General features: G+C 70.7%; 20 protein-coding genes. 15 read left to right on the top strand and 5 right to left on the bottom strand.

Going from position 1 to position 20,776, the window contains the following annotated elements:
• Positions 1-127: 127 nt before the first annotated feature.
• From QM595_RS12680 to QM595_RS12660, 5 genes are all read right to left on the bottom strand, one after another.
• Positions 128-763 (bottom strand): response regulator, encoded by a 636-nt coding sequence (locus QM595_RS12680; protein ID WP_415171921.1) that lies wholly within the window; start codon positions 761-763, stop codon positions 128-130.
• The gene (gene cydD / locus QM595_RS12675) at positions 760-4,056 is read right to left on the bottom strand and encodes a thiol reductant ABC exporter subunit CydD (RefSeq protein ID WP_415171920.1); all 3,297 of its coding nucleotides are present in this window, start codon (positions 4,054-4,056) and stop codon (positions 760-762) included. The genes QM595_RS12680 and cydD overlap by 4 nt, the downstream gene beginning before the upstream one ends.
• On the bottom strand, positions 4,043-5,059 hold the full coding sequence (cydB, locus tag QM595_RS12670; protein WP_415171919.1) for a cytochrome d ubiquinol oxidase subunit II: 1,017 nt from the start codon (positions 5,057-5,059) through the stop codon (positions 4,043-4,045). The genes cydD and cydB overlap by 14 nt, the downstream gene beginning before the upstream one ends.
• Positions 5,060-5,070: 11 nt before the next feature.
• The gene (locus tag QM595_RS12665) at positions 5,071-6,525 is read right to left on the bottom strand and encodes a cytochrome ubiquinol oxidase subunit I (RefSeq protein WP_415171918.1); all 1,455 of its coding nucleotides are present in this window, start codon (positions 6,523-6,525) and stop codon (positions 5,071-5,073) included.
• An 87-nt stretch (positions 6,526-6,612) separates the two neighbouring features.
• Entirely contained in the window at positions 6,613-8,019 is a 1,407-nt protein-coding gene (locus QM595_RS12660) for a cystathionine beta-synthase (RefSeq protein WP_415171917.1), read from the bottom strand.
• A gap of 151 nt (positions 8,020-8,170) precedes the next feature.
• Between QM595_RS12660 and QM595_RS12655 the strand changes: the two genes are divergently transcribed.
• The 15 genes from QM595_RS12655 (at position 8,171) to QM595_RS12585 (ending at position 20,772) form a co-directional block, all read left to right on the top strand.
• The gene (locus tag QM595_RS12655; RefSeq protein ID WP_415171916.1) at positions 8,171-8,971 is read left to right on the top strand and encodes a hypothetical protein; all 801 of its coding nucleotides are present in this window, start codon (positions 8,171-8,173) and stop codon (positions 8,969-8,971) included.
• Positions 8,972-9,002: 31 nt separating this feature from the next.
• Positions 9,003-9,725, top strand: a complete 723-nt coding sequence (gene cpaB / locus QM595_RS12650) for a Flp pilus assembly protein CpaB (protein WP_415171915.1) — start codon at positions 9,003-9,005, stop codon at positions 9,723-9,725.
• Between the two features lie 2 nt (positions 9,726-9,727).
• Positions 9,728-11,335, top strand: a complete 1,608-nt coding sequence (locus QM595_RS12645) for an AAA family ATPase (RefSeq protein ID WP_415171914.1) — start codon at positions 9,728-9,730, stop codon at positions 11,333-11,335.
• A 10-nt stretch (positions 11,336-11,345) separates the two neighbouring features.
• Positions 11,346-11,822: a TadE/TadG family type IV pilus assembly protein gene (locus tag QM595_RS12640; protein WP_415171913.1), complete on the top strand. Its 477-nt coding sequence runs from the start codon at positions 11,346-11,348 to the stop codon at positions 11,820-11,822.
• A 3-nt stretch (positions 11,823-11,825) separates the two neighbouring features.
• Complete coding sequence (locus QM595_RS12635; protein WP_415171912.1) at positions 11,826-13,154, top strand: CpaF family protein; 1,329 nt, start codon at positions 11,826-11,828, stop codon at positions 13,152-13,154.
• Positions 13,155-13,185: 31 nt separating this feature from the next.
• Positions 13,186-14,109: a type II secretion system F family protein gene (locus QM595_RS12630; RefSeq protein ID WP_415171911.1), complete on the top strand. Its 924-nt coding sequence runs from the start codon at positions 13,186-13,188 to the stop codon at positions 14,107-14,109.
• An 11-nt stretch (positions 14,110-14,120) separates the two neighbouring features.
• Positions 14,121-14,984: a type II secretion system F family protein gene (locus QM595_RS12625; RefSeq protein ID WP_415171910.1), complete on the top strand. Its 864-nt coding sequence runs from the start codon at positions 14,121-14,123 to the stop codon at positions 14,982-14,984.
• Between the two features lies 1 nt (position 14,985).
• On the top strand, positions 14,986-16,242 hold the full coding sequence (locus QM595_RS12620; RefSeq protein ID WP_415171909.1) for a sensor histidine kinase: 1,257 nt from the start codon (positions 14,986-14,988) through the stop codon (positions 16,240-16,242).
• Complete coding sequence (locus QM595_RS12615) at positions 16,235-16,921, top strand: response regulator (protein ID WP_415171908.1); 687 nt, start codon at positions 16,235-16,237, stop codon at positions 16,919-16,921. Before QM595_RS12620 ends, QM595_RS12615 begins: the two co-directional genes overlap by 8 nt.
• A gap of 164 nt (positions 16,922-17,085) precedes the next feature.
• Positions 17,086-17,313 (top strand): hypothetical protein, encoded by a 228-nt coding sequence (locus QM595_RS12610; RefSeq protein ID WP_415171907.1) that lies wholly within the window; start codon positions 17,086-17,088, stop codon positions 17,311-17,313.
• Positions 17,314-17,351: 38 nt separating this feature from the next.
• On the top strand, positions 17,352-17,996 hold the full coding sequence (locus tag QM595_RS12605) for a hypothetical protein (protein WP_415171906.1): 645 nt from the start codon (positions 17,352-17,354) through the stop codon (positions 17,994-17,996).
• Positions 17,997-18,037: 41 nt separating this feature from the next.
• Positions 18,038-18,217 carry a hypothetical protein gene (locus tag QM595_RS12600; protein ID WP_415171905.1) on the top strand — a complete coding sequence of 60 codons (180 nt, stop codon included), beginning with the start codon at positions 18,038-18,040 and terminating at the stop codon, positions 18,215-18,217.
• A 46-nt stretch (positions 18,218-18,263) separates the two neighbouring features.
• Positions 18,264-19,646, top strand: coding sequence for a hypothetical protein (locus QM595_RS12595; protein WP_415171904.1), 1,383 nt, complete (start codon positions 18,264-18,266; stop codon positions 19,644-19,646).
• Between the two features lie 23 nt (positions 19,647-19,669).
• Positions 19,670-20,272 carry a hypothetical protein gene (locus QM595_RS12590; protein WP_415171903.1) on the top strand — a complete coding sequence of 201 codons (603 nt, stop codon included), beginning with the start codon at positions 19,670-19,672 and terminating at the stop codon, positions 20,270-20,272.
• Positions 20,269-20,772: a hypothetical protein gene (locus QM595_RS12585; protein ID WP_415171902.1), complete on the top strand. Its 504-nt coding sequence runs from the start codon at positions 20,269-20,271 to the stop codon at positions 20,770-20,772. The genes QM595_RS12590 and QM595_RS12585 overlap by 4 nt, the downstream gene beginning before the upstream one ends.
• The last annotated feature ends 4 nt before the right edge of the window (positions 20,773-20,776 follow it).

Genomic DNA, 20,776 nt, shown 5'->3' with positions numbered 1-20,776 from the left:
TGTGCCCGCATCGCCGCCCGCATCCTCGCCCTCACCACCGCGATCTGGCACAACGACCACATCGGCGCGGACATCCACCGATCACTGATCGCCTACGACCACTGACCCTTGGACTCATTCATCTAGGTCAGCGCCTCCCCAACAGCCTCGAGGCGAGCACGGCGGCCTGGGTGCGGCGCTCCAGGCCGAGCTTGGCAAGGATCGCCGAGACGTAGTTCTTGACGGTCTTCTCCGCCAGGAACATCCGCTCGCCGATCTGCCGGTTGGTGAGCCCCTCGGCGATCAGCTCCAGCAGCTTGAGCTCCTGCTGGGTGAGGTCGGCCAGTTCGGGCGCGGTGGCCTTGCCGTGGCGCACCCGGTCGAGCACCTTCTGCGTCAGCGCGGGGTCGATCAGGGAGTAGCCGGCGGCGACATTGCGGATCGCGGCGACCAGATCCTGCTTGCCGATCTCCTTGAGCACATAGCCCGAGGCACCGGCCATGATGGCGGAGAAGAGCGCCTCGTCGTCGTCGTACGACGTCAGGATGAGCGCCTTGAGGCCGGGGTCGACGGCACGGATGTCGCGGCAGACCTCGATCCCGGAGCCGTCGGGGAGCCGGTTGTCGAGGACCGCGACATCCGGCTTGAGGGCGGGGATGCGGGCCACCGCCTCGACGGCCGAGCCCGACTCCCCCACCACCTCGATGCCACCGGAGGCCACCAGCAGGGCGCGCAGGCCCTCGCGGACCACCTCGTGGTCGTCGAGCAGATAGACCTTGATCATGTTCTCTCCAGGGTGACGAGGCGGTCAGCCAGGTCGAGACCCGCCGTGCCGTGGGTGATCCACACGACGCTGCGATCTTCCTCCTCCATCACCTCACGCGCGAGCGCCGCCGCCGTGGCCGCGTCGAGGTGGGCGGTGGGCTCGTCGAGCACCAGCACCCGCTGGTCGGCGAGCAGGCTGCGCGCGATCGCGAGCCGGGCGCGCTCGCCGCCGGAGATCTGGGCGTAGCCGTCGCCGAGCCGCGTGTCGATGCCTTCAGGCAGGTCGTCGAGCCACTGGTCGAGGTGGGCCCTGGCCAGCGCCCGCCTGACCTCGTCGTCGTCGGCGCCGGGCCGGGCGAACCTGACGTTCTCGGCCACGGTGGAGGCGAAGACGTGCGGGTCGTCGTCGACCAGCCCGACGTGCTCCCGGACGTCGTCGGCCCGCTGCTCGGTCATCCGCACCCCGCCAAGGCTGACCGTGCCCTCGTCAGGGTCGGTGAACCGCAGCAGCAGGCTCGCCAGCGTCGACTTGCCCGAGCCGCTGGGGCCGACCACCGCGACGTGCTCGCCCTCGGCGACGGTGAGGTCGAGGTCGTCGAGGACCTGCCTGACCTTGGGGCGGTGGAGCTCGATGACGGTGCCCTCGGCGCTCTTGGCGGTGGCGGGGTCGGTGACCGCCGGCGGCGTGGCCTCGAGCTCGTGAAGCCGTCGCTCGGCCGCCTCGGCGCGGGCGGCGGTGGCGCCCGCGTCGGCCAGGCTCGCCAGCGGCTCGGCCAGGGCGAGCGGGGTGAGGACGAGGAGGGCCAGGATCGGGCCGGTGGCGGTGGTGGCCATCGTCGCCGCCATCGCCGTCACCCCCGCGCCGGCGGCGAGCAGGGTCACCGCCCGGGCGGCGCCCAGCCAGCGGGCGCTGGTGACCTGGGCGCTGCCGTCGTCGGCGGCCTCGATCCGCGCGATGGTGGCTGGCTCCGCGCCCCACATCCGCAACTCGTCGGCGGCCTGGACGGCGTCGGCGACCCGCTCGGAGACCAGCGCCCTGGTGGCGACCGCGGTCGCCTGGGCCTGCCGGGCGCCAGTCCTGGCCAGCAGGTAGGCGACGGCGCCCGCCGCGCAGACGGCGGCGACGATCAGCCCGGCTCGCGGCTCCAGCAGTGAGCTCACGGCGATGGCGATCGCGGCGGTGACCAGGAAGCTGCGGACCGGGAGCCTGACCCGCAGCTCGCGGTCGAGCACCGCATCGACGTCGTCGACGACCGCCGCGAGGACGTCACCGCGGCGCTTGCCCAGCCGGCCGGGGGTGAGCGGCACCACGGCGTCGTAGACCTGTACCCGGCGCTCGGCCAGCAGCCGCAGCGCGGCGTCGTGGGAGCGGAGCCGCTCGACATAGCGCAGCGCCGGCCGGGCGATGCCGAAGGTCCGCACCCCCACGATGGCGACCATCAGCATCAGCACCCCCGGCCCCTCCGAGGCCCGCACGATCAGCCAGCCGGCGGTAGCGGTCAGCGCCACCCCCGAGGTCGACGCCAGCCCACCCAGCAGGGTGGCCAGCCCCAGCCCCAGCCCCAGCCCACCCCTCCCCCTCCCCGCGACCGGTCCCAAACTGACAGCCGAATCGCGGTGAGCAGTCCCAAACTGACGCCCCGGGGCATGGTGAGCAGTCCCAAACTGACGCTCAGATCGCGGTGAGCCGACGCATCCTGACACCGGTGCCGAACGGCTCGCCGGCGGACTCAACTCCACGATCTGATCGGCCAAGTCGACCAGAGCCGGCTTGTGGGCGACCAGCACGACCCCTCGGGTCCGGCCCAGCTCGGCGACCACCTCGACGATCACCTGCTCAGTGGCCTGGTCGAGATGGGCGGTCGGCTCGTCGAGCAGCACCCAGGGCCGCTCGGAGAGGATCACCCGCGCCAGCACGAGCCGCGCCCGCTCACCGGCGGAGAGGCTGAGGCCGTCCTCGCCCAGCGGGGCATCCAGATCGGCGATCCGACCGGTCAGTCGAACGCTGTCCAGCACGCGCCACAGCTCCTGGTCGGCGGCGCTCGGCCGCGCCAGCCGGAGGTTGTCGGCCACGGTGCCGGCGACGAAGACCGGACGCTGCGGCAGCAGCGCGATCTGGTCGCGCGCCGGCCCGACGACGTACCCGCTGCTGGGCTCGCGCAGGCCGGCCAGCACGGCGAGGAGTGTCGACTTGCCGCAGCCGGATGGGCCCACGACCGCTGTCACGCCGTGGGCCGGGACGCTCAGCGAGACCGGAGCCAGCGCCGGCACCAGGCGACCGGGGTAGGTCAGCGACGCCTCCACCACGGTGATGTCAGTTTGCGACCGCTCACCAGGGTTTGAGGTGTCAGTTTGGGGCTGTTCACCAGGGTTTGAGGTGTCAGTTTGGGGCTGTTCACCCGAGATCTGGGCGAAGGTGGCGGCGCCCTCGGCGGCGGCGTGGAACTCGGCGCCGACCTTGCGCAGCGGCCAGTAGGCCTCAGGGGCGAGCAGCAGCACGATCAGCGCGGTCTCGAGGCCCATCGATCCGGACGCCAGCCGGAGGCCGACGGTGACCGCGACCAGCGCGACCGAGAGGGTGGCGACCAGCTCCAGCACCGCCGAGGAGGCGAACGCGATCCGCAGCGTGGCCAGCGTCCGGACGCGATAGCGGTCGGTCACCGCCGCGATCACCGACGACTGGGCGCGGGCCCGACGGAAGGCGACCAGGGTGGGCAGCCCGCGCATCACGTCGAGGAAGTGGCCGGCGAGGTCGGCCAGGGCGCGCCATTGCGACTCGGCGCGGTCTCGGGTGGCCAGGCCGACCAGGATGCCGAAGACCGGGATCAGCGGCAGCGTCGCCAGCACGATCAGCGCCGAGAGCGGGTCGAGCACCGCGATCGCGACGACGACCAGGAGCGGCAGCACCCCGGCCAGGACCAGCGCTGGGACGTAGCGGGTGAGATAGGGCTCGGTGGCGGCCGCGCCACGGGTGGCCAGCGCGGTCACCGCGCCCGAGGAGCCGGGGACCCGGCCGGCGAGCGCGCCGAGGACCACCGAGCGCCGTACGCCGGCCCCGACCCGCACCGCCGAGCGGGCCGCCGCGACGTCGCCGGCCCAGCCCACGACGGCGCGGGCGAGGAACAGGCCGACCACGGCGAGCGCCCAGGGCAGCACTCCCGAGCCGCGCAGCGCGGCCAGGATCAGTTCGGTGACGAGCCAGGCCTGCGCGACCAGCAGCAGCGCCCCGACCACGCCGAGCGCGACCACGACCGCCAGCGGCCCTCGCGCGACCGCCAGCGCACGCCGGACGGCGGGATCAGTGGGCCGCAACGAGGTCGTCCTCGGGGATGTGGTGCACCGAGATCCGCTTGCGGAAGACCCAGTAGGTCCAGGCCTGGTAGATGAGCACCAGCGGAGTGAAGATGCCGGCGACGATCGTCATCACCTTCAGCGTGTACGACGTCGCGGCCGCGTTGGTCGTGGTGAGCGAGTAGAGCTCGGAGGTGGTCGAGGGCATCACGTCGGGGAAGAGCGCCACGAACAGCCCCGCGACGGCGAGCGCCAGCGTCGCGAAGGTGCCGACGAACGCCCAGCCCTCGCGGCCGACGAAGATCGCGACCAGCCCGCCGACCAGCGCCAGCGCCGCCACCACGAAGAGGACCGCCGAGCCGGCGTTGCCGGACAGCACCTGCGTCCAGATCAGGAAGATCACCGCGAGCACCGCCGCGACGACGCCGAGCCGCAGCGCCATCTCCCGGGCCCGGACCCGCAGCACGCCGTCGGTCTTGAGCGCCAGGTACATCGCACCGTGGGTGAGGAACAGCGTCAGCGTGACCAGCCCGCCGAGCAGCCCGAACGGGTTGAGCAGCGTGAAGATCGTCCCGGTGAAGTCCTTGGAGGAGTCGATCGGCACACCGCGGACGATATTGGCGAAGGCGACGCCCCACAGCAGCGCCGGCACGAAGGAGCCGACGATGATGGCCCGGTCCCACCAGCCCTTCCAGGTGGCCTCGGGCCGCTGGTGGCGGTACTCGAAGGCGACGCCGCGCAGGATCAGCGCGAGCAGGATCAGCAGCAGCGGCAGGTAGAAGCCGGAGAAGAGGGTGGCGTACCACTCGGGGAAGGCCGCGAAGGTCGCGCCGCCGGCGGTCAGCAGCCAGACCTCGTTGCCGTCCCAGACCGGGCCGATGGTGTTGATGACGGCGCGCCGCTCCCGGTCGCCCTTGGCGATGACGGGCAGCAGGATGCCGACGCCGAGGTCGAAGCCCTCGAGGACGAAGTAGCCGATCCACAACACGGCGATGAGGATGAACCAGACGGTGGTGAGCTCCATGACCAGTCCTCTTAGTAGGCGAAGTTGAGCGGGCGGTCGTCGTCCTCGGTCGAGGCGCCCCGCAACGACGGGTCGGGCGGTTCGACGAAGGGGTCGGCACCCTTCTTGACGAAGCGCAGCAGCAGGCCGACCTCGACCACGGCGAGCACCCCGTAGACCAGGGTCAGTGCCACGATCGACACCCACGCCTCGAACGGGGAGACCCCGGGCGAGACGGCGTGCTCGGTGGTCATCAGCCCGAAGACCGCCCACGGCTGGCGGCCCATCTCGGTGAAGATCCAGCCCATGCTGTTGCCGAGCAGCGCGAACAGCGGCAGCGCCACGGCGGTCGCGGTGAGCCAGCGGCCGGGGCGCGGGGTGCGGCCGCGCCGGGTCAGCCACAGCACCACGACGGCGCCGAGGGTGGCGACCGCGCCGAAGCCCATCATCCAGCGGAAGGTCCAATAGGTGACCGGGATGATCGGGGTGTAGTCGCCGGCGGTGTAGTAGTCGGCGCCCGGGTCGACGCCGTAGGTCTCGGCGTACTGCTCGCGGAGCTGGTTGATGCCTTCCACCTTGCCGTCGAAGGTGCCGGTGCCGAGGAAGGAGAGCAGGCATGGCACCGTGATGGCGAACTTCTCGTGCTTGCCGTCCGGCGTGCCGATGGTCAGCACCGAGAACGGCGCGCAGGAGTCGGAGGTCTCGTAGAGCGCCTCGGCGGCGGCCATCTTCATCGGCTGCACCTCGGTCATGACCTTGCCCTGGAAGTCGCCGGTGATGCCGACGGCGGCGAAGCCGAGGATCGCCACGACGGCGCCGAGCCGCAGCCCGGTGCGGTAGACCGGCTGGTCGTCCTGGCGCCGGACGTAGAGCCAGGTGCAGACCCCGAGCAGGAAGAAGCCGGCGGTCATGTACGCCGCGAGCACCACGTGCGGGAAGGTGACCAGCTGGACCTTGTTGAACATGACGGCCCAGAAGTCGGTCATCTCGGCTCGGCCGGTCTCGGCGTTGTACGCGTAGCCGACCGGGTGCTGCATCCAGGAGTTGGCCGCCAGGATGAACCAGCTCGACGCGAGGGTGCCGAGGTGGACGATCCACAGGCAGCCGGCGTGCAGGCCACGGGGCAGCTTGTCCCAGCCGAAGATCCACAGCCCCAGGAAGGTCGACTCCAGGAAGAACGCCAGCAGCGCCTCGACCGCGAGCGGCGCCCCGAAGACGTCGCCGACGAACCGGGAGTAGTCGCTCCAGTTCATGCCGAACTGGAACTCCTGGACGATGCCGGTGACCACCCCGATGGCGAAGTTGATCAGCATCAGCTTGCCGAAGAACTTCGTCAGCCGGAGCCACTCCGGCCGCTTGGAGCGCAGCCACATCGTCTCCATCACCGCGACCAGGGCGGTCAGGCCGATGGTCAGCGGGACGAACAGGAAGTGGTAGACGGTGGTGATGCCGAACTGCCATCGCGCGATGTCGAGAATGCTGTCCACGACAGCCCACGATGCTCGCTTGTGCAAACTTTCACAAGGCCCGAGGTCCCCCGAATCTCGGGACCAAGGTCACTCTCGTGAAATCCTTCACAAAGTGGCCAGCAGACCCAGCAGGTCCTGCCGGGTCAGCACCCCCACCGGCTTGCCGTCCTCGTGCACCAGTACGGCGTCCGCGTCCTCCAGGAGCGCGACCGCTGCCCGGGCGTCCTCGGTCGAGCCGATGCTCGGCAGCGGCTTGTCCATGTGCTGCTCGACCGGGTCGGTCAGCTTGGCGGCGCCGGTGAAGAGCGCGTCCAGCAGCGACTTCTCCGAGACCGAGCCGGCCACCTCGGCGGCAACCACCGGCGGCTCGGCGCGGACCACCGGCATCTGGCTGACGGCGTACTCCCGCAGGATCTGGACCGCCTCGGCGACGGTCTCGGTCGGGTGGGTGTGCACCAGATCGGGCAGCCGGCCGTCCTTGCCCCGCAGCACCTCCCCCACCGTCATGGCCGGCCGCGGCGTGCCGGTCGGGAAGCCGTACGACGCCAGCCAGGCGTCGTTGAAGACCTTGGTGAGATAGCCCCGGCCGGAGTCCGGCAGCAGCACCACGACGACGGCGTCGGTGCGCCCCTCGGCGGCCAGCTCGGCGGCCAGCTGCCTGGCCGCGAACGCCGCCATGCCGGACGAGCCGCCGACCAGCAGCGCCTCCTCGCGGGCCAACCGGCGGGTGAAGGCGAAGGAGTCTGCGTCGGAGACCTCGATGATCCGGTCGGCGATCTCCCGGTCGTAGGTCTCGGGCCAGAAGTCCTCGCCCACGCCCTCGACCAGGTAGGGCCGGCCGGTGCCGCCGGAGTAGACCGAGCCGGCCGGGTCGGCGCCGATCACCTGGACGTCGCCCTTCCCCTCGATCGCCGCGCGCTCCTTGAGGTAGCGGCCGATGCCGGAGATGGTGCCGCCGGTGCCGACGCCCGCCACGAAGTGAGTGATCCGGCCCTCGGTCTGCCGCCAGATCTCGGGGCCGGTGGTCTCGTAGTGGGAGCGCGGGTTGTGCGGGTTGGAGTACTGGTCCGGCTTCCACGCGCCGGGCTGCGAGGCGAGCCGGTCCGAGACGTTGTAGTAGGAGTCCGGGTGCTCCGGCGGCACCGCCGTCGGGCAGACGACCACCTCGGCGCCGTACGCCTTGAGGACGTTGCGCTTGTCCTCGCTGACCTTGTCGGGGCAGACGAAGACGCACTGGTAGCCACGCTGCTGGGCGACCATGGCGAGGCCGACTCCGGTGTTGCCCGAGGTCGGCTCGACAATGGTGCCGCCGGGTTTGAGAGCGCCGGAGGCCTCGGCCGCCTCGATCATCCGGGTGGCGATCCGGTCCTTCACCGAGCCACCGGGGTTGAGGTACTCCACCTTCGCCAGCACCAACGGCCCGTCGCTGCCAGGAGGCCGGTCGAGGGTGCGCGAGAGCCTCACCAGCGGGGTGTCGCCGACGAGTTCCAGAACCGAGTCCACGTAGTCCACGCGGCCAACCTATCCCGCTGTCCACATCTTGAGATGTTCGGCCGGGGAGGTGTAGCGGCACGGTCCGCTGGGAAGTACCCCCGGCGAGAGGGCTTCGCCACACCGGCTGGTCCTCGTTCCGGGTCCACGGTCGTCACTTCCGGGGGGTGGCGTGTTCTACGTCGTCACGTGTGGCTTCGCGGCAGCGCCGCTGGAGTCGCTGCCAGCTCATCGGCAGGCTGTCACGCTGCCGCATCCGCGTGCCGACGACTTCCTCGACCGTGCACTCGACCTGCTCCTCACCGAGGAGTGGGAGGAGGCGACGGTGCTGCTGCTCCACGACGGCAGCGCCGCCGGCGAGCGCCGGCTACGGATGCTGCGGGCGATGCTGCAGCGGTCGCGGCTGCTCCCCGTCGGGGTGCGGCTGCCGCTGACCGGCCTGGCCGGCCTGGCCACGGTGCTGAGCACGCTCGCCGCCGCCCGCCTCAACGCGGGCGCCGTCGTCAGCGCGCTGCCCTGGGTGCTCGACTCGGTGATCACCCGTGGGGTGACCCGCTCGGTCGCCAAGCTCGACTACCCGGGGATCGGCTTCGGTCACCAGCTCTCGACGCTGATGCCCAGCTCGACTCTGCTGATGCGCTTCGGGTCGCCGCTGGTCACCGGCACGGCGGCCGCGGCGGCGCTGCCCGACAACGGCCAGGTCGCTCTCCTCGAGGCCGGCGACCGCCGGTTGGCGGAGCGGATCGGTGCCCCGCCGGCCTCGCTGGCGCAGACCCTCCAGGTGACCGGGGCGACCCAGTTGATGGAGGGCTGGTGGGGCACCGGCCGCTACTTCGAGCAGACCGTGGTGCCAACCGACCTCTCCCCCGTCACCACCCGGATCACGTCCTTTCCCTGGCGTCGCTGCCGCGAGTGCGCCGACGCGATGAACCAGTTCTGTCAGTTCTGCTCCGCCCAGGAGGTACACCCGTGACCAGCACCGCGCGACCCGCTCGGCGGCGCCCGTGAACCCCCGTCAGCGCCGCGGCGCGATGATGATGGGGCTGGCCGCGGTGGGCGCGGTGGGCGTCTTCTTCTCCGTGCTGTCCTATGTCAACGACGTCGAGACGCAGGTCGGCGACAAGGTCGAGGCGTTGGTGGTGACCCAGGACGTCGCGCAGTACCAGCCGATCCCCGCCGACGCCGTCGAGACGATCGAGGTGCCGGCTCGGTGGCTGCCGGACACCGCGATGCGCACCACGGCCGAGCTCAGCGGCACCGTCGCCGCCGCGCCGCTCGAGTCGGGCACGCTGCTGCAGAGCTCTACGGTCATCCCGGCGCCATCCATCACCGGCGGCACCCGGGCGGTCACCATCCTGGTTGACGCCGAGGCCGGCGTGGCCGGCAAGATCACCCCGGGCGCCACGGTCGACGTCTGGGCCGCCTTTGCGGGAGACACCACCGGCACTGGCAGCCCCCGGACCAAGATCGTCGCCCAGCGGGTGCAGGTCATCGACGTCGGCGTGCAGACCCAACGCAATCGAGCACTCGCCAACGGCGTGGTCGCACCCACCGACGCCATCCCGATCACCTTCGCGGCCAACACCGACGAGATCAAGGCGCTCACCTTCGCCGAGTCCTTCGCTACCGAGGTGCGGCTGGCGCTGCGGGCACCCGCCGACGAGTCGCTGGTCTCCCCGGACCAGCGCACCTACGCCGAGACCTTCCAGATCCCAGGAGCCGACTGATCATGCGTGGAAGAGTCCTAGTAGCCATCGCCGACGACGAGCGCCGGGCGCGCACCGTGGCGACCCTGGCCGAGATCAGCGACCTGGAGATCGCCGGCGCGGTAGAGGTCCGCAGCGACGTCTCGCTCGTCGTCGACGACCCTGGCCAGGAGCTGGACTACCTGTTGCTGGACGCCGGGCTCGGCGACTCCTCGGTGCTCGCGCTGTGCCGCGAGCTCACCGCCTCCCGCCCCGACCTGGGCATCGTGCTGCTCCAGGACGAGCCCACCGCCGACTTCATGCACGCCGCGATGGAGGCAGGCGTGCGCGGCGTGCTGCCGACCAGCCCGACCGTCGAGGACGTCTACGCCAAGCTGGCCGCCCTCGACGACTGGCAGCGGCGGGTGCGCAGCATCGGGCTCGCCTCCCAGGGCCTGTCGGAGACCCAGGGCCGCATCATGGTGATCGCCGGGGCCAAGGGCGGCGTCGGCGTCTCGACCGTGGCGCTCCACCTGGCACTGCTGGCTCGCCAGGCCACCGCGGGATCCCGGGTCTGCCTGGTCGATCTCGACCTGCAGCAGCACGGCCTGCGCCATCTGCTCGACATGAACGGCCGTCGTACCATCCTCGACCTGGTGCCGGTCGCCGAGAGCCTCACCCCCCGACACGTCGAAGAGGCGCTCTTCGCCCACCGCTCCGGAGTGAAGATCCTGCTGGCGCCGCACCACGGCGAGCAGGCCGAGGACGTGGACAGCAACGCCGCCCGCCACGTCCTGGGCGCGCTGCGCAGCCAGTTCGACCTGGTCGTGGTGGACGCCGGCTGCGTGATCAACGAGGCCAGCGCCGTGGCCATGGACCTGGCCGACGATCTGGTGATGGTGGTGACCCCCGACGTGCCGGCGCTGCGCGCGGCCCGCGAGAAGATCGACCTGCTGTCCCGGCTCGACGTCGCCAAGACCGGCGATGTCAAGGTCCTCTTCAACCGCACCAGCACCAAGGCCGAGGTGCAACCCGACCTCGGTCGCCGAATCACCGGCACCGACGCCTTCAAGGTCGGCCTTCCGGAGGACTGGAGGCACCTGGAGAGCATCGCCAACGCCGCGGCCGCCCTGGAGCTCGGCGACTCGCCGTTCCGGCGGGCGATCACCGCGCTAGGCCGGGAGCTGCAGCTCGGCAGGAGCGTCACACCGACGCCGGCCGGGCCACGGACCGACGCCGACCAGGCGGTCGCCGAGATCGCCGCCCGCGGCAGGCGCAGCCGGCGGGACAAGGCGGGCCGGTCCCGCCGGCGACGGCTCGACGAGGTCGGCCAGACCACCGTCGAGACCGTCTTCGGGATCGTCATCTCGATGGCGCTGCTGCTGGTCATGCTCCAGGTCGGCCTCTATGCGCTGGCGACGGTGAGCAGCCGGCGCGCCGCCGATGCCGCGGCGATCATCGGCAGCCGCAACGACGACGGCCCGACGCGGCTCGCCCGCGCGCAGCAGGCGGCCAAGGACCGGGTGCCCGGATTCCTTCGTGTCGAGGTCGAGGAGCACGGAGACGACACCTTCGCGGCCACCGTCAAGGTGCCGCAGATCGTGCCCTTCGGCGACATCTCCATCACCCAGACCGGGCGCTACACCAACTGAGGGGCATCCAGTGATCATGACCCAGCACTCCTCGACCAACCCCGTCTCCCGGCGCCACCGCGACGAGCGCGGCTCCATCGCCGCGATCGAGACCATCGGCATCATCCCGATCGCCGCGATCATGGCAGGCGCGATCTTCCAGCTCTATCTCATGGGCCAGGCCGGCGTAGAGGCCGAGTCGGCCGCCCGGCTGACCGCTCGCGAACTCAGCAAGGGCACCACGGCCAGCGTCGCCGAGGGGGCTGGCCTCCGTCAGGCCAATCCGCGCTTCAAGGTCAAGGTCTACGTGGGTTCCGCCCCGCCGCCGGCGCCCGACACCGAGACCTCCTGGACCGGAGGCGAGTTCAACACCACGACTCCCGCCGACTCCACCCCGGTCACGGCCAGCGCCACGGTGCCCTTCCTCGGCATCGGCATCCCCGGGCTCAACATCCAGGTCCGGCGCACGGCCGCGATGCCCAACGACGTGGAGTGGGGAGGGCTCTGAGCCATGTCACTGAAGAATCGGGTGAAGGCAGGCGCCAGCAGCGCTCTCGACGGCGGCGGCGGCGCACTGGCGCGCAGCACCGACGACGACATGGCCGCCCACCTGCGGACCCTGCTGCTCACCGAGGTCAACCTCAGCGAGCTCTCCGCGTTGAGCGAGGAGTCCAAGCGCGCCCGCCTGGAGCGGGTGGTCTCGGTGCTGCTGACCCGTGAGGGACCGCTGCTCTCCAACCGGGAGCGCTCCGCGCTGGTGCGTCGTACCGTCGACGAGGCGCTCGGCCTGGGCATCCTGGAGCCGCTGCTCAAGGACGACACGATCACCGAGATCATGGTCAACGGCGCCAACCAGGTCTTCGTCGAGCGAGCCGGCAGGCTGCAGCTGCTGCCGCTGCGGTTCTCCTCCGAGGATCAGGTCTACCAGGCCATCGACCGGATCGTGGCCGGCGTCAACCGCCGCGTCGACGAGTCCAGTCCGATGGTCGACGCCCGCCTGGCCACCGGAGAGCGCGTCAACGTGATCGTCCCACCGCTGGCGGTGGACGGGCCGACGATCACGATCCGACGCTTCCCCAAGCCCTACACCATGGCGCAGCTCGTCGAGATGGGCGCCTTGGACGAGGAGACCACCGCGCTGCTCGGCGCGATGGTGCTCGGCAAGCTCAACATCATCATCTCCGGCGGCACCGGCTCGGGGAAGACGACGATGCTCAACGCGTTGTCGTCCTTCATCCCCGAGCGCGAGCGGATCGTCACCATCGAGGACGCCGCCGAGCTGTCGCTCCAGCAGCAGCACGTCATCCGGTTGGAGGCCCGACCGCCCAACGTCGAGGGCCAGGGCCAGGTCACCATCCGCGACCTGGTCCGCAACTCGCTGCGAATGCGGCCCGACCGGATCATCGTCGGTGAGACCCGTGGCGGCGAGGCGCTCGACATGCTGCAGGCGATGAACACCGGCCACGAGGGCTCGCTGGCCACCATCCACGCCAACGGCGTCCTCGACGCGCTGCTGCGCATGGAGACGCTGTGCACGATGAGCGAGATCGACCTTCCCGACGCGACGCTGCGCGACCAGATCAACACCGCCATCGACATCGTGGTGCAGCTGAGCCGCCTCGCCGACGGCAGCCGCCGGATCGTGGAGATCGCGGCGCTGATGTCGGAGCACCGGGAGGACTACCGCAGCCACTCACTCATGAAGTTCGAGGCCGACCCGTGGGACGGCGCCAGCAAGGTGACCGGCCGGGTGGTCACCCAGCCGCTGCCGCCCAAGCTGATGGAGCGCTGCCTCATCGCCGGTGCCACGGTGCCGCCCGCCTACCGGGCAGGCCTGTGACCATGCGGTACGACGCCTGGAGGAGTTCGCGATGAGCATCGCCACCATCGTGCTGCTCGCGCTGGCCACCGGCGCCCTCTTCGTCGTCGGAGTCGCGATCATCGGGGCCGAGTCCGACCGGCGCCGGGTCATCTACGCCTCGGACCTCGACGACCAGCGTTCGGCCTTCGCCCGGATCTCCGCCTGGACCGAGCGTCGCCTGCTCACCACCAGTTGGGGTCGCCGACTGCGTGACCTGCTCGACCGGGCCGACGTCTCGCAGACGGTCGGCGTGGTCGGGGTGGGCCTGGTGGCGGCACTGGTGCTGGTCTGGCTGGCGGCCTGGCAGCTGGCCGGGCCGGTGTTGAGCGTCATCGCGCTGGTGGTGGTGCTCTTCGTGTTGCGCGGCTATCTCCGCTCCCGGATCGAGAAGCGCCGGCAGCGCTTCATCGACCAGCTGCCCGAGCTGGCCCGACTGCTCGCCAATGCCACCCAGGCCGGGCTGGCGCTGCGCGCCTCGCTCGGCGTTGCCGCCCAGGAGTCGAACGAGCCGATGAAGTCCGAGCTGGACCGGCTCAACCGCGAGCTCGCGGTCGGCTCCTCCCTCGACGAGGCGCTGGAGCGACTCGGCCGCCGGATGCCCTCCCGCGAGGTCAGCGTGCTGCTCAACGTGCTGGTCATCCAGCTGCGCGCCGGTGGCCGGATCGTCACCGCGCTGCGCGGCATCACCGAGGCGCTGGAGACCCGTCGCGACCTGCGCCGCGAGGTCGCCACGCTGCTAGCCGGCACCAAGGCGACGGTGATGTCGGTGGCCGGCCTGGGCGCTGTGATGCTGCTGCTGATCAACACCATCTCCGAGGGCGGCCTGCGTGCGGTGCTGGAGAACCCCCTCGGCCTGGTGCTATTCCTGGTCTGCGGCGGCATCTTCCTCTTCGGGCTGTGGCTGGTCCGCCGGATCGCCGCGGTCGAGGTCTAGGAGCCGCCGCCATGAGTGTCGTCCTCGCCCTGATCTCCCTGGCGCTGTGCCTGATCGCGCTGCGCGGCTGGACCCTGGCCCGCGACCCCGGCGTGGGCGCCGAGTTCGCGGAGTTCTCCCTCGCCGAGGAGCGGGTGCGCACCAGCCTGGTCGCCAAGCTGCTGCACTACCTCGACCGGGTCGTCGGTAGCCGCGCCGTCACCGGGTCCTCCCAGGCGGCCCGCCTCTCCGTGCAGCGCGCGATCGCCGCCGCCGGCGCCACCGAGTCGACGACCTACGAGACGGTCATCGCCCGGCAGGCCACCTGGGCCTTCCTGGGCGGTGCCGTCGCGGTGCTGATGCTGCTCCAGGGCGTGGTGTTCGGGTTGCCGCTGCCGATCCTCGGCTGGTTCTTCCCCCGGCTCTCGCTGTGGCTGGCCGCCAGACGCCGCGGCGGCGAGATCGACCGCGAGCTGCCCGACTTCCTCGACGTCATGGCAGTCACGATCAGCGCCGGCCTCGGCTTCCGGGCCGCGCTGTTGCGGGTCTCGGCGATGGTCGGCGGCGCGGTCGGCGAGGAGATGCTGGTGGTGCTGCGCCAGATCGACCTCGGCACCCCTCGCCGGGTCGCGTTCAGCGACCTGCGCGAGCGCTCCTCCTCACAGGCGCTCAACGAATTCGTGACCTCCTACCTGCAGGCCGAGGAGCTCGGCGCACCCATTGCCGAGTTCCTGACCACCTATGCCACCGAGCTGCGCCGCACCGCCGGGCAGAAGGCGCGCACTGCCGCCGCCAAGGCCAACCCGCGGATCAGCCTGGTGCTGACCCTGGTCATCATGCCGGCCATCGCCATGCTGATGATCGGCTCCATCGCGATCTCCACACTGGCGGGCTGACATGACCGCGAACGTCCTGCCCAGCCGCCTCGCCCGCCGTAGGACAACCACCCGGTCCGGTGCCGGCCAGGCTCGGACCCCCGGCTGGTTGCGTACCCGCGCCTTCGCGAGCCTGGCCCAGGTGCTGCTCGACGTCCGGCTGGTGGCCGGCCTGCTCTCGCTCTCTTGGGCCTGGATCGACGGCCAGCACCCCGTGCTGTTGCTGTGCATGACCTGCTGGATGCTGGCCACCTTGGGCATGCTGCTGCGCTGGCACCGGTTCGCCGCTGCCGCCATCAGCCACCCGCTGCTGCACCTGGCCGACCTGGTGGCGGTGGCCGGGCTCCTCGGCGCGACCGGACCGCTGAGCCCGGTGGCCTTCCTGCTGCTCTCCGGCGGCCTCTTCACCGGGTTGTGTCTGGGCCGATTGGGCGCCTGGTTCTTCGCGCCCGGCTACGTGCTGGCCTGGCTGGTCGCCGTCACCCGGGGTTTGCCGGCCGAGACCGGCTCGAGCCTGGGCTTCCTGGCCCTGGTGGTGACCCCGGTGATCCTGGTGGCGATGCTGTTCGGCGGCGCGGCGATGCGGGCGGCGATCATCGCGGCGGCGGAGCTGGAGAGCAACCTCCACCACGAGCGGGAGACGGCAGCCGTGGCCGAGGAGCGGGCCCGGCTGGCGCGCGAGCTGCACGACTCGGTCACCAAGTCGCTCTACGGCATGGCGATGCTGGCCGACACCCTGCCGAGCACGATCGAGTCCTCCCCCGAGCTGGCGATGCGTCGCGCCGCCGACCTCGCCACCGCGGCACGCACCGCGACGGCCGAGTCGCGCGAGCTGCTGGTGGCGATGCGTCGCGCCGACGTCCGCGCGGGTGTGGACGAGCTGCTGCGAGCCACCTGCGACCGCTGGCAGGCCACCACCGGCCGTGACCTCACCCTGCGATCGGAGCATCTGGGCCGGGTCGACCCGGCCACGCTCTACGAGCTGGGCGCCATCGTCAACGAGGCACTGGAGAACGTCTCCCGCCACACTCCCGCCGAGGCCGCCGTCACCATCACCGGGGCCGTCCGGCACGGCTGGCTCGAGATCACCGTCAGCGACACCGGGCCCGGCATGACCACCGACCGCGCCACCGCGGCCGTCCGCTCCGGCCATCTGGGTCTGGTCGGCATGCGCGAGCGAGCCGCCCGGGTGGGCGCCCTGTTCGACCTCGACTCCGCGCCGGGCCGGGGCACCACCGTCTCGCTGCGCGTCCCCCGGGAGGCGAGCGAGGATGACTGAGGAACGGCTCCGGGTCGCCCTGGCCGACGACAACCCGATCGTGAGAATGGGGCTGACCGCGCTGCTCACCGCCGAGCCGGCCATCGAGGTGTGCGGTGAGGCCGCCGACGGCGCCGCCATGCTCGAACTGGTCGAGAGAGAGCGGCCCCAGGTCGCGCTGCTCGACGTTCGGATGCCAGGCGTGGACGGTCTGAGCGTGCTCCCGGACCTGGTCCGGCTCACCAACGTCTTGATGCTGACCCACTCCGACGAGCCCGAGATCGTCTCGCGCGCCCTCGCCGGCGGCGCCGTGGGCTATCTCGTGCACGGCGCCTTCGACCGCGAGGAGCTCGTCCGCGCGGTCCGTGATGCCGCCGCCGGGCTGATGCGACTCAGCCCGGTCGCGGCGGCGCTGTTGGCCCGCGGCGTCACCCCCGACTCGGCACCGACCCTCTCGCCGCCGGCACCGCCCCAGACCGACGGCTGGCAGCGCACCACCACGACCTACCACCTGAGCCCCCGTGAGCTCGAGGTGTGCCGTGAACTGGTGACCGGAGCGACCAATGCGGAGATCGCGGCCACCTTGTTCATCGAGCCCAAGACGGTCAAGAACCACCTCAACAACGTCTTCGCCAAGCTGGGCGCCACCTCGCGCGGCCAGGCCATTGCGCTGCTCCTCGGCACGGCCTCCGAGCACTGAGATAGGCGCGCTAGGACCTCCTGGGCCCCTGGGCCCAGGAGCGACTTGGGCCCTTGATCGGGCCCCCGGGCCCTGCGTTCGGGACCGGTCCCGAACCTAGATTCGTAGTTGTCCGCAGGGGACTTCCCAGGTCCCGAAAACATCGATCCAAAGGGAACGAAACCATGACGAACTACCTCGCCGCCCAGCTCAGCGCCTACTTCACCGTCCTCGCCAACCGCCCGCGCAGCGAGCGCGGCCAGACCACCGCCGAGTACATCGGCATCATGGTCGTCATCGTCGCCATCATCGGCACCATCGTCGCGCTGAGGGAGGACGTGCTCGGCGGCGCCCAGGGCGTGATCGAGAAGGTGTTCTCGACCCTCACCGACAACATCAGCTTCGGCGACTGAGCAACGAGGGTCTCGGAGGATCGAGGAGAGTGCGCACTATGCGTCGCTCACGTGGCGAGAGGGGCCAGGTCACCCCGGCCCTTCTCGCCGCGGTCCTCGGTGCCTTCGCGATCATGGTGGGGATGTTCACCCTCGCCCGAGGTTCTGAGCAGTCCGCCCGCTCCGACACCGCCGCCGACGCCGCCGCCCTCGCGGCGGCCAAACAGTGGCACGTCGAGGCCCTGGCCCTCCTCCAGGCCTCCGCCGGCACACCGGCGCTGGCCGCTGCGGTCGGCAGCCTGAACTTCTTCCAGCCGGTCGGCGGCTATGCCACCGCGGCAGAGTTCGCCGGGGCCAACGGTGGCGATCTTGAGGGCTACCAATGGCTCCCCGCCGGTGGCGGGCTGAAATGGGTGGTCCAGGCCACGGTGCGACAGCGCGACAACCTCGTCGACCGCGGCGACCTCAACTCCCGCTCCACCTCCCGGGTGAGGGTCGAGGCAACCGGTGGCCTGTGCTGGGCGGGCTCGCTCGGCTTCGAGCTCAACGACGGCAGTTGTGGCGACGTGGCCAGCCTCGCCATCGTCTGCATTCCGCCCACGCCGACGACGCCGAACGAGGAATATTGGAAATGTCCGCAGGCCGTCAACGTCAAGGCCAAGTTCAAGACCGAGCGCACCTTGGTCGACTACAACTTCCTCTAGGGCTCCCTCTCGGCAGCCCTCCACCGACCAGGACTCCCGCCATGCACCCTCGCCGACGCCGCCGCGATGACCGTGGCCAGACGACTGTGGAGTTCATCGGCGGGTTCGTGGTGATCTGCGCGATCCTCGGCGCCGTCTACGGCCTGGTCCCCGACATCCGCGACCAGATCAACGACCTGACCGACAAGGCGCTGACCGTGATGCGCGACGGGCCAGGCTGATCCGCCACTCCTGTTCACCATGACCTCCCGAGACTGGACGTCCACCATGTTCGAGAAGCGATCCGGCCGCCGGCGCCAAGAGCGCGGCGCCACTACTGCCGAGTACATCGGCATCAGCGTCGTCATCGTGGCCATCATCGGCGCGCTCGTCACCGTTGCCACCCCGGTGCGAACCGGCGCGGCAAACGTGGTCGACAGGGCCTACTGCCGGCTCGCGAGCTTGGTCGGCGGCATCGGCGGCTGCAACTCCGAGGACGTGCCCGGCTACATCCCGACCAAGTGCACCGTCTCCAGCCACAACCAGGTTAACGGTGGCAGCGTCACCGTCATCGCCACCGTCACCGGCGACTCCGGCTACACGCTGACCCAGGTCAAGACACTCAACCCCGACGGCACCATCTCGACCCAATATCAGGTGAAGACCTCCGGCAAGGTCGGCGCCAACTACACCCTCAGCGGTGGCGGCGGCGTGGAGGTCAACACCGGCGAGAGCGAGAAGAACGCCAAGGCCTCGCTCTCGATCAACGTCGGCGCCGACGGCGCCTGGGGCAGCCAGTACACCTTCGACACCCTCGACGAGGCCAACGCCTTCGTCAACGACTACCAGGACAGCTTCGGCGAGTTCGGCGCGGCCGTCGGAGCCGGCCCCGACGCACCCGAGGCCGACTACACCTACTTCGACATCTCGGGCCAGGTGACGGGCTCCGGCGACGCTGGCCCGCTCAGTGGCAACGTCAGCGGTGCGGTGACCCTGGGCGCGGAGCAATACCCGAACGGCGACACCAAGGTGAAGCTGGCGCTGACCAGGTCGGCAGCCGCCCAACTCGGGATCCCGATGCCCGACGAGGTGACGGCCCTGGCGGCCAGCGGCGACGCCAAGGTGGTCGTGACCGCGACCGTCACCTTCGACAAGAACGGCCAGGTCACGGCCATTGCCGGCAACGTGGTGGGCACGGTCACCGGGAAGGTCGACATCGGTCTCAACACCGGCGCCGTCAAGAATCTCCCGATCAGCGGCAACACCACCATCAAGGATCTAACCCTCCCGGTCCTCGGCGAGGGCCCAGAGGGCGGCTACCAGTTCGACCTCGGCTTCAGCACCGACTTCACCCGGGCCGACGGCAGCGTCGACGACTCCGCGCTCACGGCGCTCTCGGACGGACTCGCCAACTTCATCACCACCGGCGAGGGACTCACTCCCGAGCAGGCCCAGGCGATCAACGATCAGCTCAACAACCACTCCCAGATAACTTTCAACCACTACACCGTCGACAAGGAGGAGACCAAGTACGGTGGCAAGGTCAAGGTGCTCTGGGTCAACATCGGCGGGGAGTACCACGAGCTCACCGTGGACAACTCACTGATCGGCTCTTACTACTACGACCCCACTCTGGGGTCCTGGCAGGAGAACTCCGTATGCGACGGCTGATTCCCCACCGGCTACAACGCCTCATGCTCCTCTCCCTGGTCACGGCCGTGGTCTCCACGGCCGTGACCGGCTGTGGTGAGGACGGTTCCGGTGGCGACACCAGCAAGTCGGCGTTGGACACCCCGTTCGAGCTCCACGCCGTCACCGACGGACAGGAAGTGTCAGGCCACGGCATCTCGCTGGTCGTGCCGGCCGACTGGACGGCCTCTGCCGAGGAGAAGCTCGACGCGCAGGGGCGGACCTACGAGTGGGCGGTGCAGGCGCCGACCTCCGGCACCGACTTCCCGCCGTTCGTCAACATGAGCATGGGCGTCCCCGGGCAGACCAGCACCGGATTCGACGCCGCTCCCGAAGCGCTCAAGACCCTGGAGGGGATCAGCCCCGACTTCGAGGTGCTCGACGAGGGCGAGCTCGACGTTCCCGGCGTCGACCACGCCTACCAGATCCACTACGAGCGGGCGTCCAACTACCAGGGCCAGTCGGTGAAGGTGGAGTTGGTCCAGGTTTTCCTCGACATGCCCGACGACGTACTGTCCTCGGTCCGCTTCCAGGCCCCGGCGGGCTCCTTCGACGACTCCGGGTTGGAGGACGTGCTCAACAGCCTCACGGTGGCGGTGAGGTCGTGAGGGGCCGGCCGGCCACCGCGCTCGCGGTCTTCGGCCGCGCAGTCTTGTCCTCGGCGGTGCTGTGGCTGGTGGGTGGGGGCATCGTGCAGGGCATCTTCCTGGCCACCCATCAGTCCACGCTCATCGTGATGAGCGACGGCACCCGGCGCGGCCAGGCGGTCTGGATCGGCGCCCAGTGCCTGGTGGCGGCGCTGGCCATCGCGGCGGCGACCATCGCGACCTTCTCCGCCGTCGACTTCTCCGATCCCCGCGCCGGCAGGATGCGCACCATGGCCGCCTGTGGGCTGCTGCTGGCGCTCGGGCTTCTCGGCGTGTGGCTGGCCTACGTCCTGCTGCACCTGCAGCGCGCCCTCGGCGCCGGCCTGGCTGGCGCCGTCGTTATCGGTGCCCTGGCAGGGTTGGCGGTGGTGTGGTGGCGGGCTGACCCGGCACGCCTGGTCGGCCCCGCCCACGCTCCCCCGGCCGTCCGGCGCAGTGGCCAGTCATGGGGCAGCCGGTGACCCG

Origin of the sequence: Nocardioides sp. (assembly GCF_047607185.1) — a bacterium.
In the GTDB taxonomy this organism is placed as follows: domain Bacteria; phylum Actinomycetota; class Actinomycetes; order Propionibacteriales; family Nocardioidaceae; genus Nocardioides.
Note: the sequence above shows the minus strand (reverse complement) of the source record. Positions and strands in the feature narration are given on the sequence as shown.

Excerpts from the sequence above, each read along its gene's own strand:
- QM595_RS12680 (WP_415171921.1), bottom strand. The coding sequence starts at position 763 with ATGATCAAGGTCTATCTGCTCGACGACCACGAGGTGGTCCGCGAGGGC.
- cydB (WP_415171919.1), bottom strand. The coding sequence starts at position 5,059 with ATGGAGCTCACCACCGTCTGGTTCATCCTCATCGCCGTGTTGTGGATC.
- QM595_RS12645 (WP_415171914.1), top strand. The coding sequence starts at position 9,728 with ATGCGTGGAAGAGTCCTAGTAGCCATCGCCGACGACGAGCGCCGGGCG.
- QM595_RS12635 (WP_415171912.1), top strand. The coding sequence starts at position 11,826 with ATGTCACTGAAGAATCGGGTGAAGGCAGGCGCCAGCAGCGCTCTCGAC.
- QM595_RS12630 (WP_415171911.1), top strand. The coding sequence starts at position 13,186 with ATGAGCATCGCCACCATCGTGCTGCTCGCGCTGGCCACCGGCGCCCTC.
- QM595_RS12625 (WP_415171910.1), top strand. The coding sequence starts at position 14,121 with ATGAGTGTCGTCCTCGCCCTGATCTCCCTGGCGCTGTGCCTGATCGCG.
- QM595_RS12620 (WP_415171909.1), top strand. The coding sequence starts at position 14,986 with ATGACCGCGAACGTCCTGCCCAGCCGCCTCGCCCGCCGTAGGACAACC.
- QM595_RS12615 (WP_415171908.1), top strand. The coding sequence starts at position 16,235 with ATGACTGAGGAACGGCTCCGGGTCGCCCTGGCCGACGACAACCCGATC.
- QM595_RS12610 (WP_415171907.1), top strand. The coding sequence starts at position 17,086 with ATGACGAACTACCTCGCCGCCCAGCTCAGCGCCTACTTCACCGTCCTC.
- QM595_RS12605 (WP_415171906.1), top strand. The coding sequence starts at position 17,352 with ATGCGTCGCTCACGTGGCGAGAGGGGCCAGGTCACCCCGGCCCTTCTC.
- QM595_RS12600 (WP_415171905.1), top strand. The coding sequence starts at position 18,038 with ATGCACCCTCGCCGACGCCGCCGCGATGACCGTGGCCAGACGACTGTG.
- QM595_RS12595 (WP_415171904.1), top strand. The coding sequence starts at position 18,264 with ATGTTCGAGAAGCGATCCGGCCGCCGGCGCCAAGAGCGCGGCGCCACT.
- QM595_RS12590 (WP_415171903.1), top strand. The coding sequence starts at position 19,670 with ATGCTCCTCTCCCTGGTCACGGCCGTGGTCTCCACGGCCGTGACCGGC.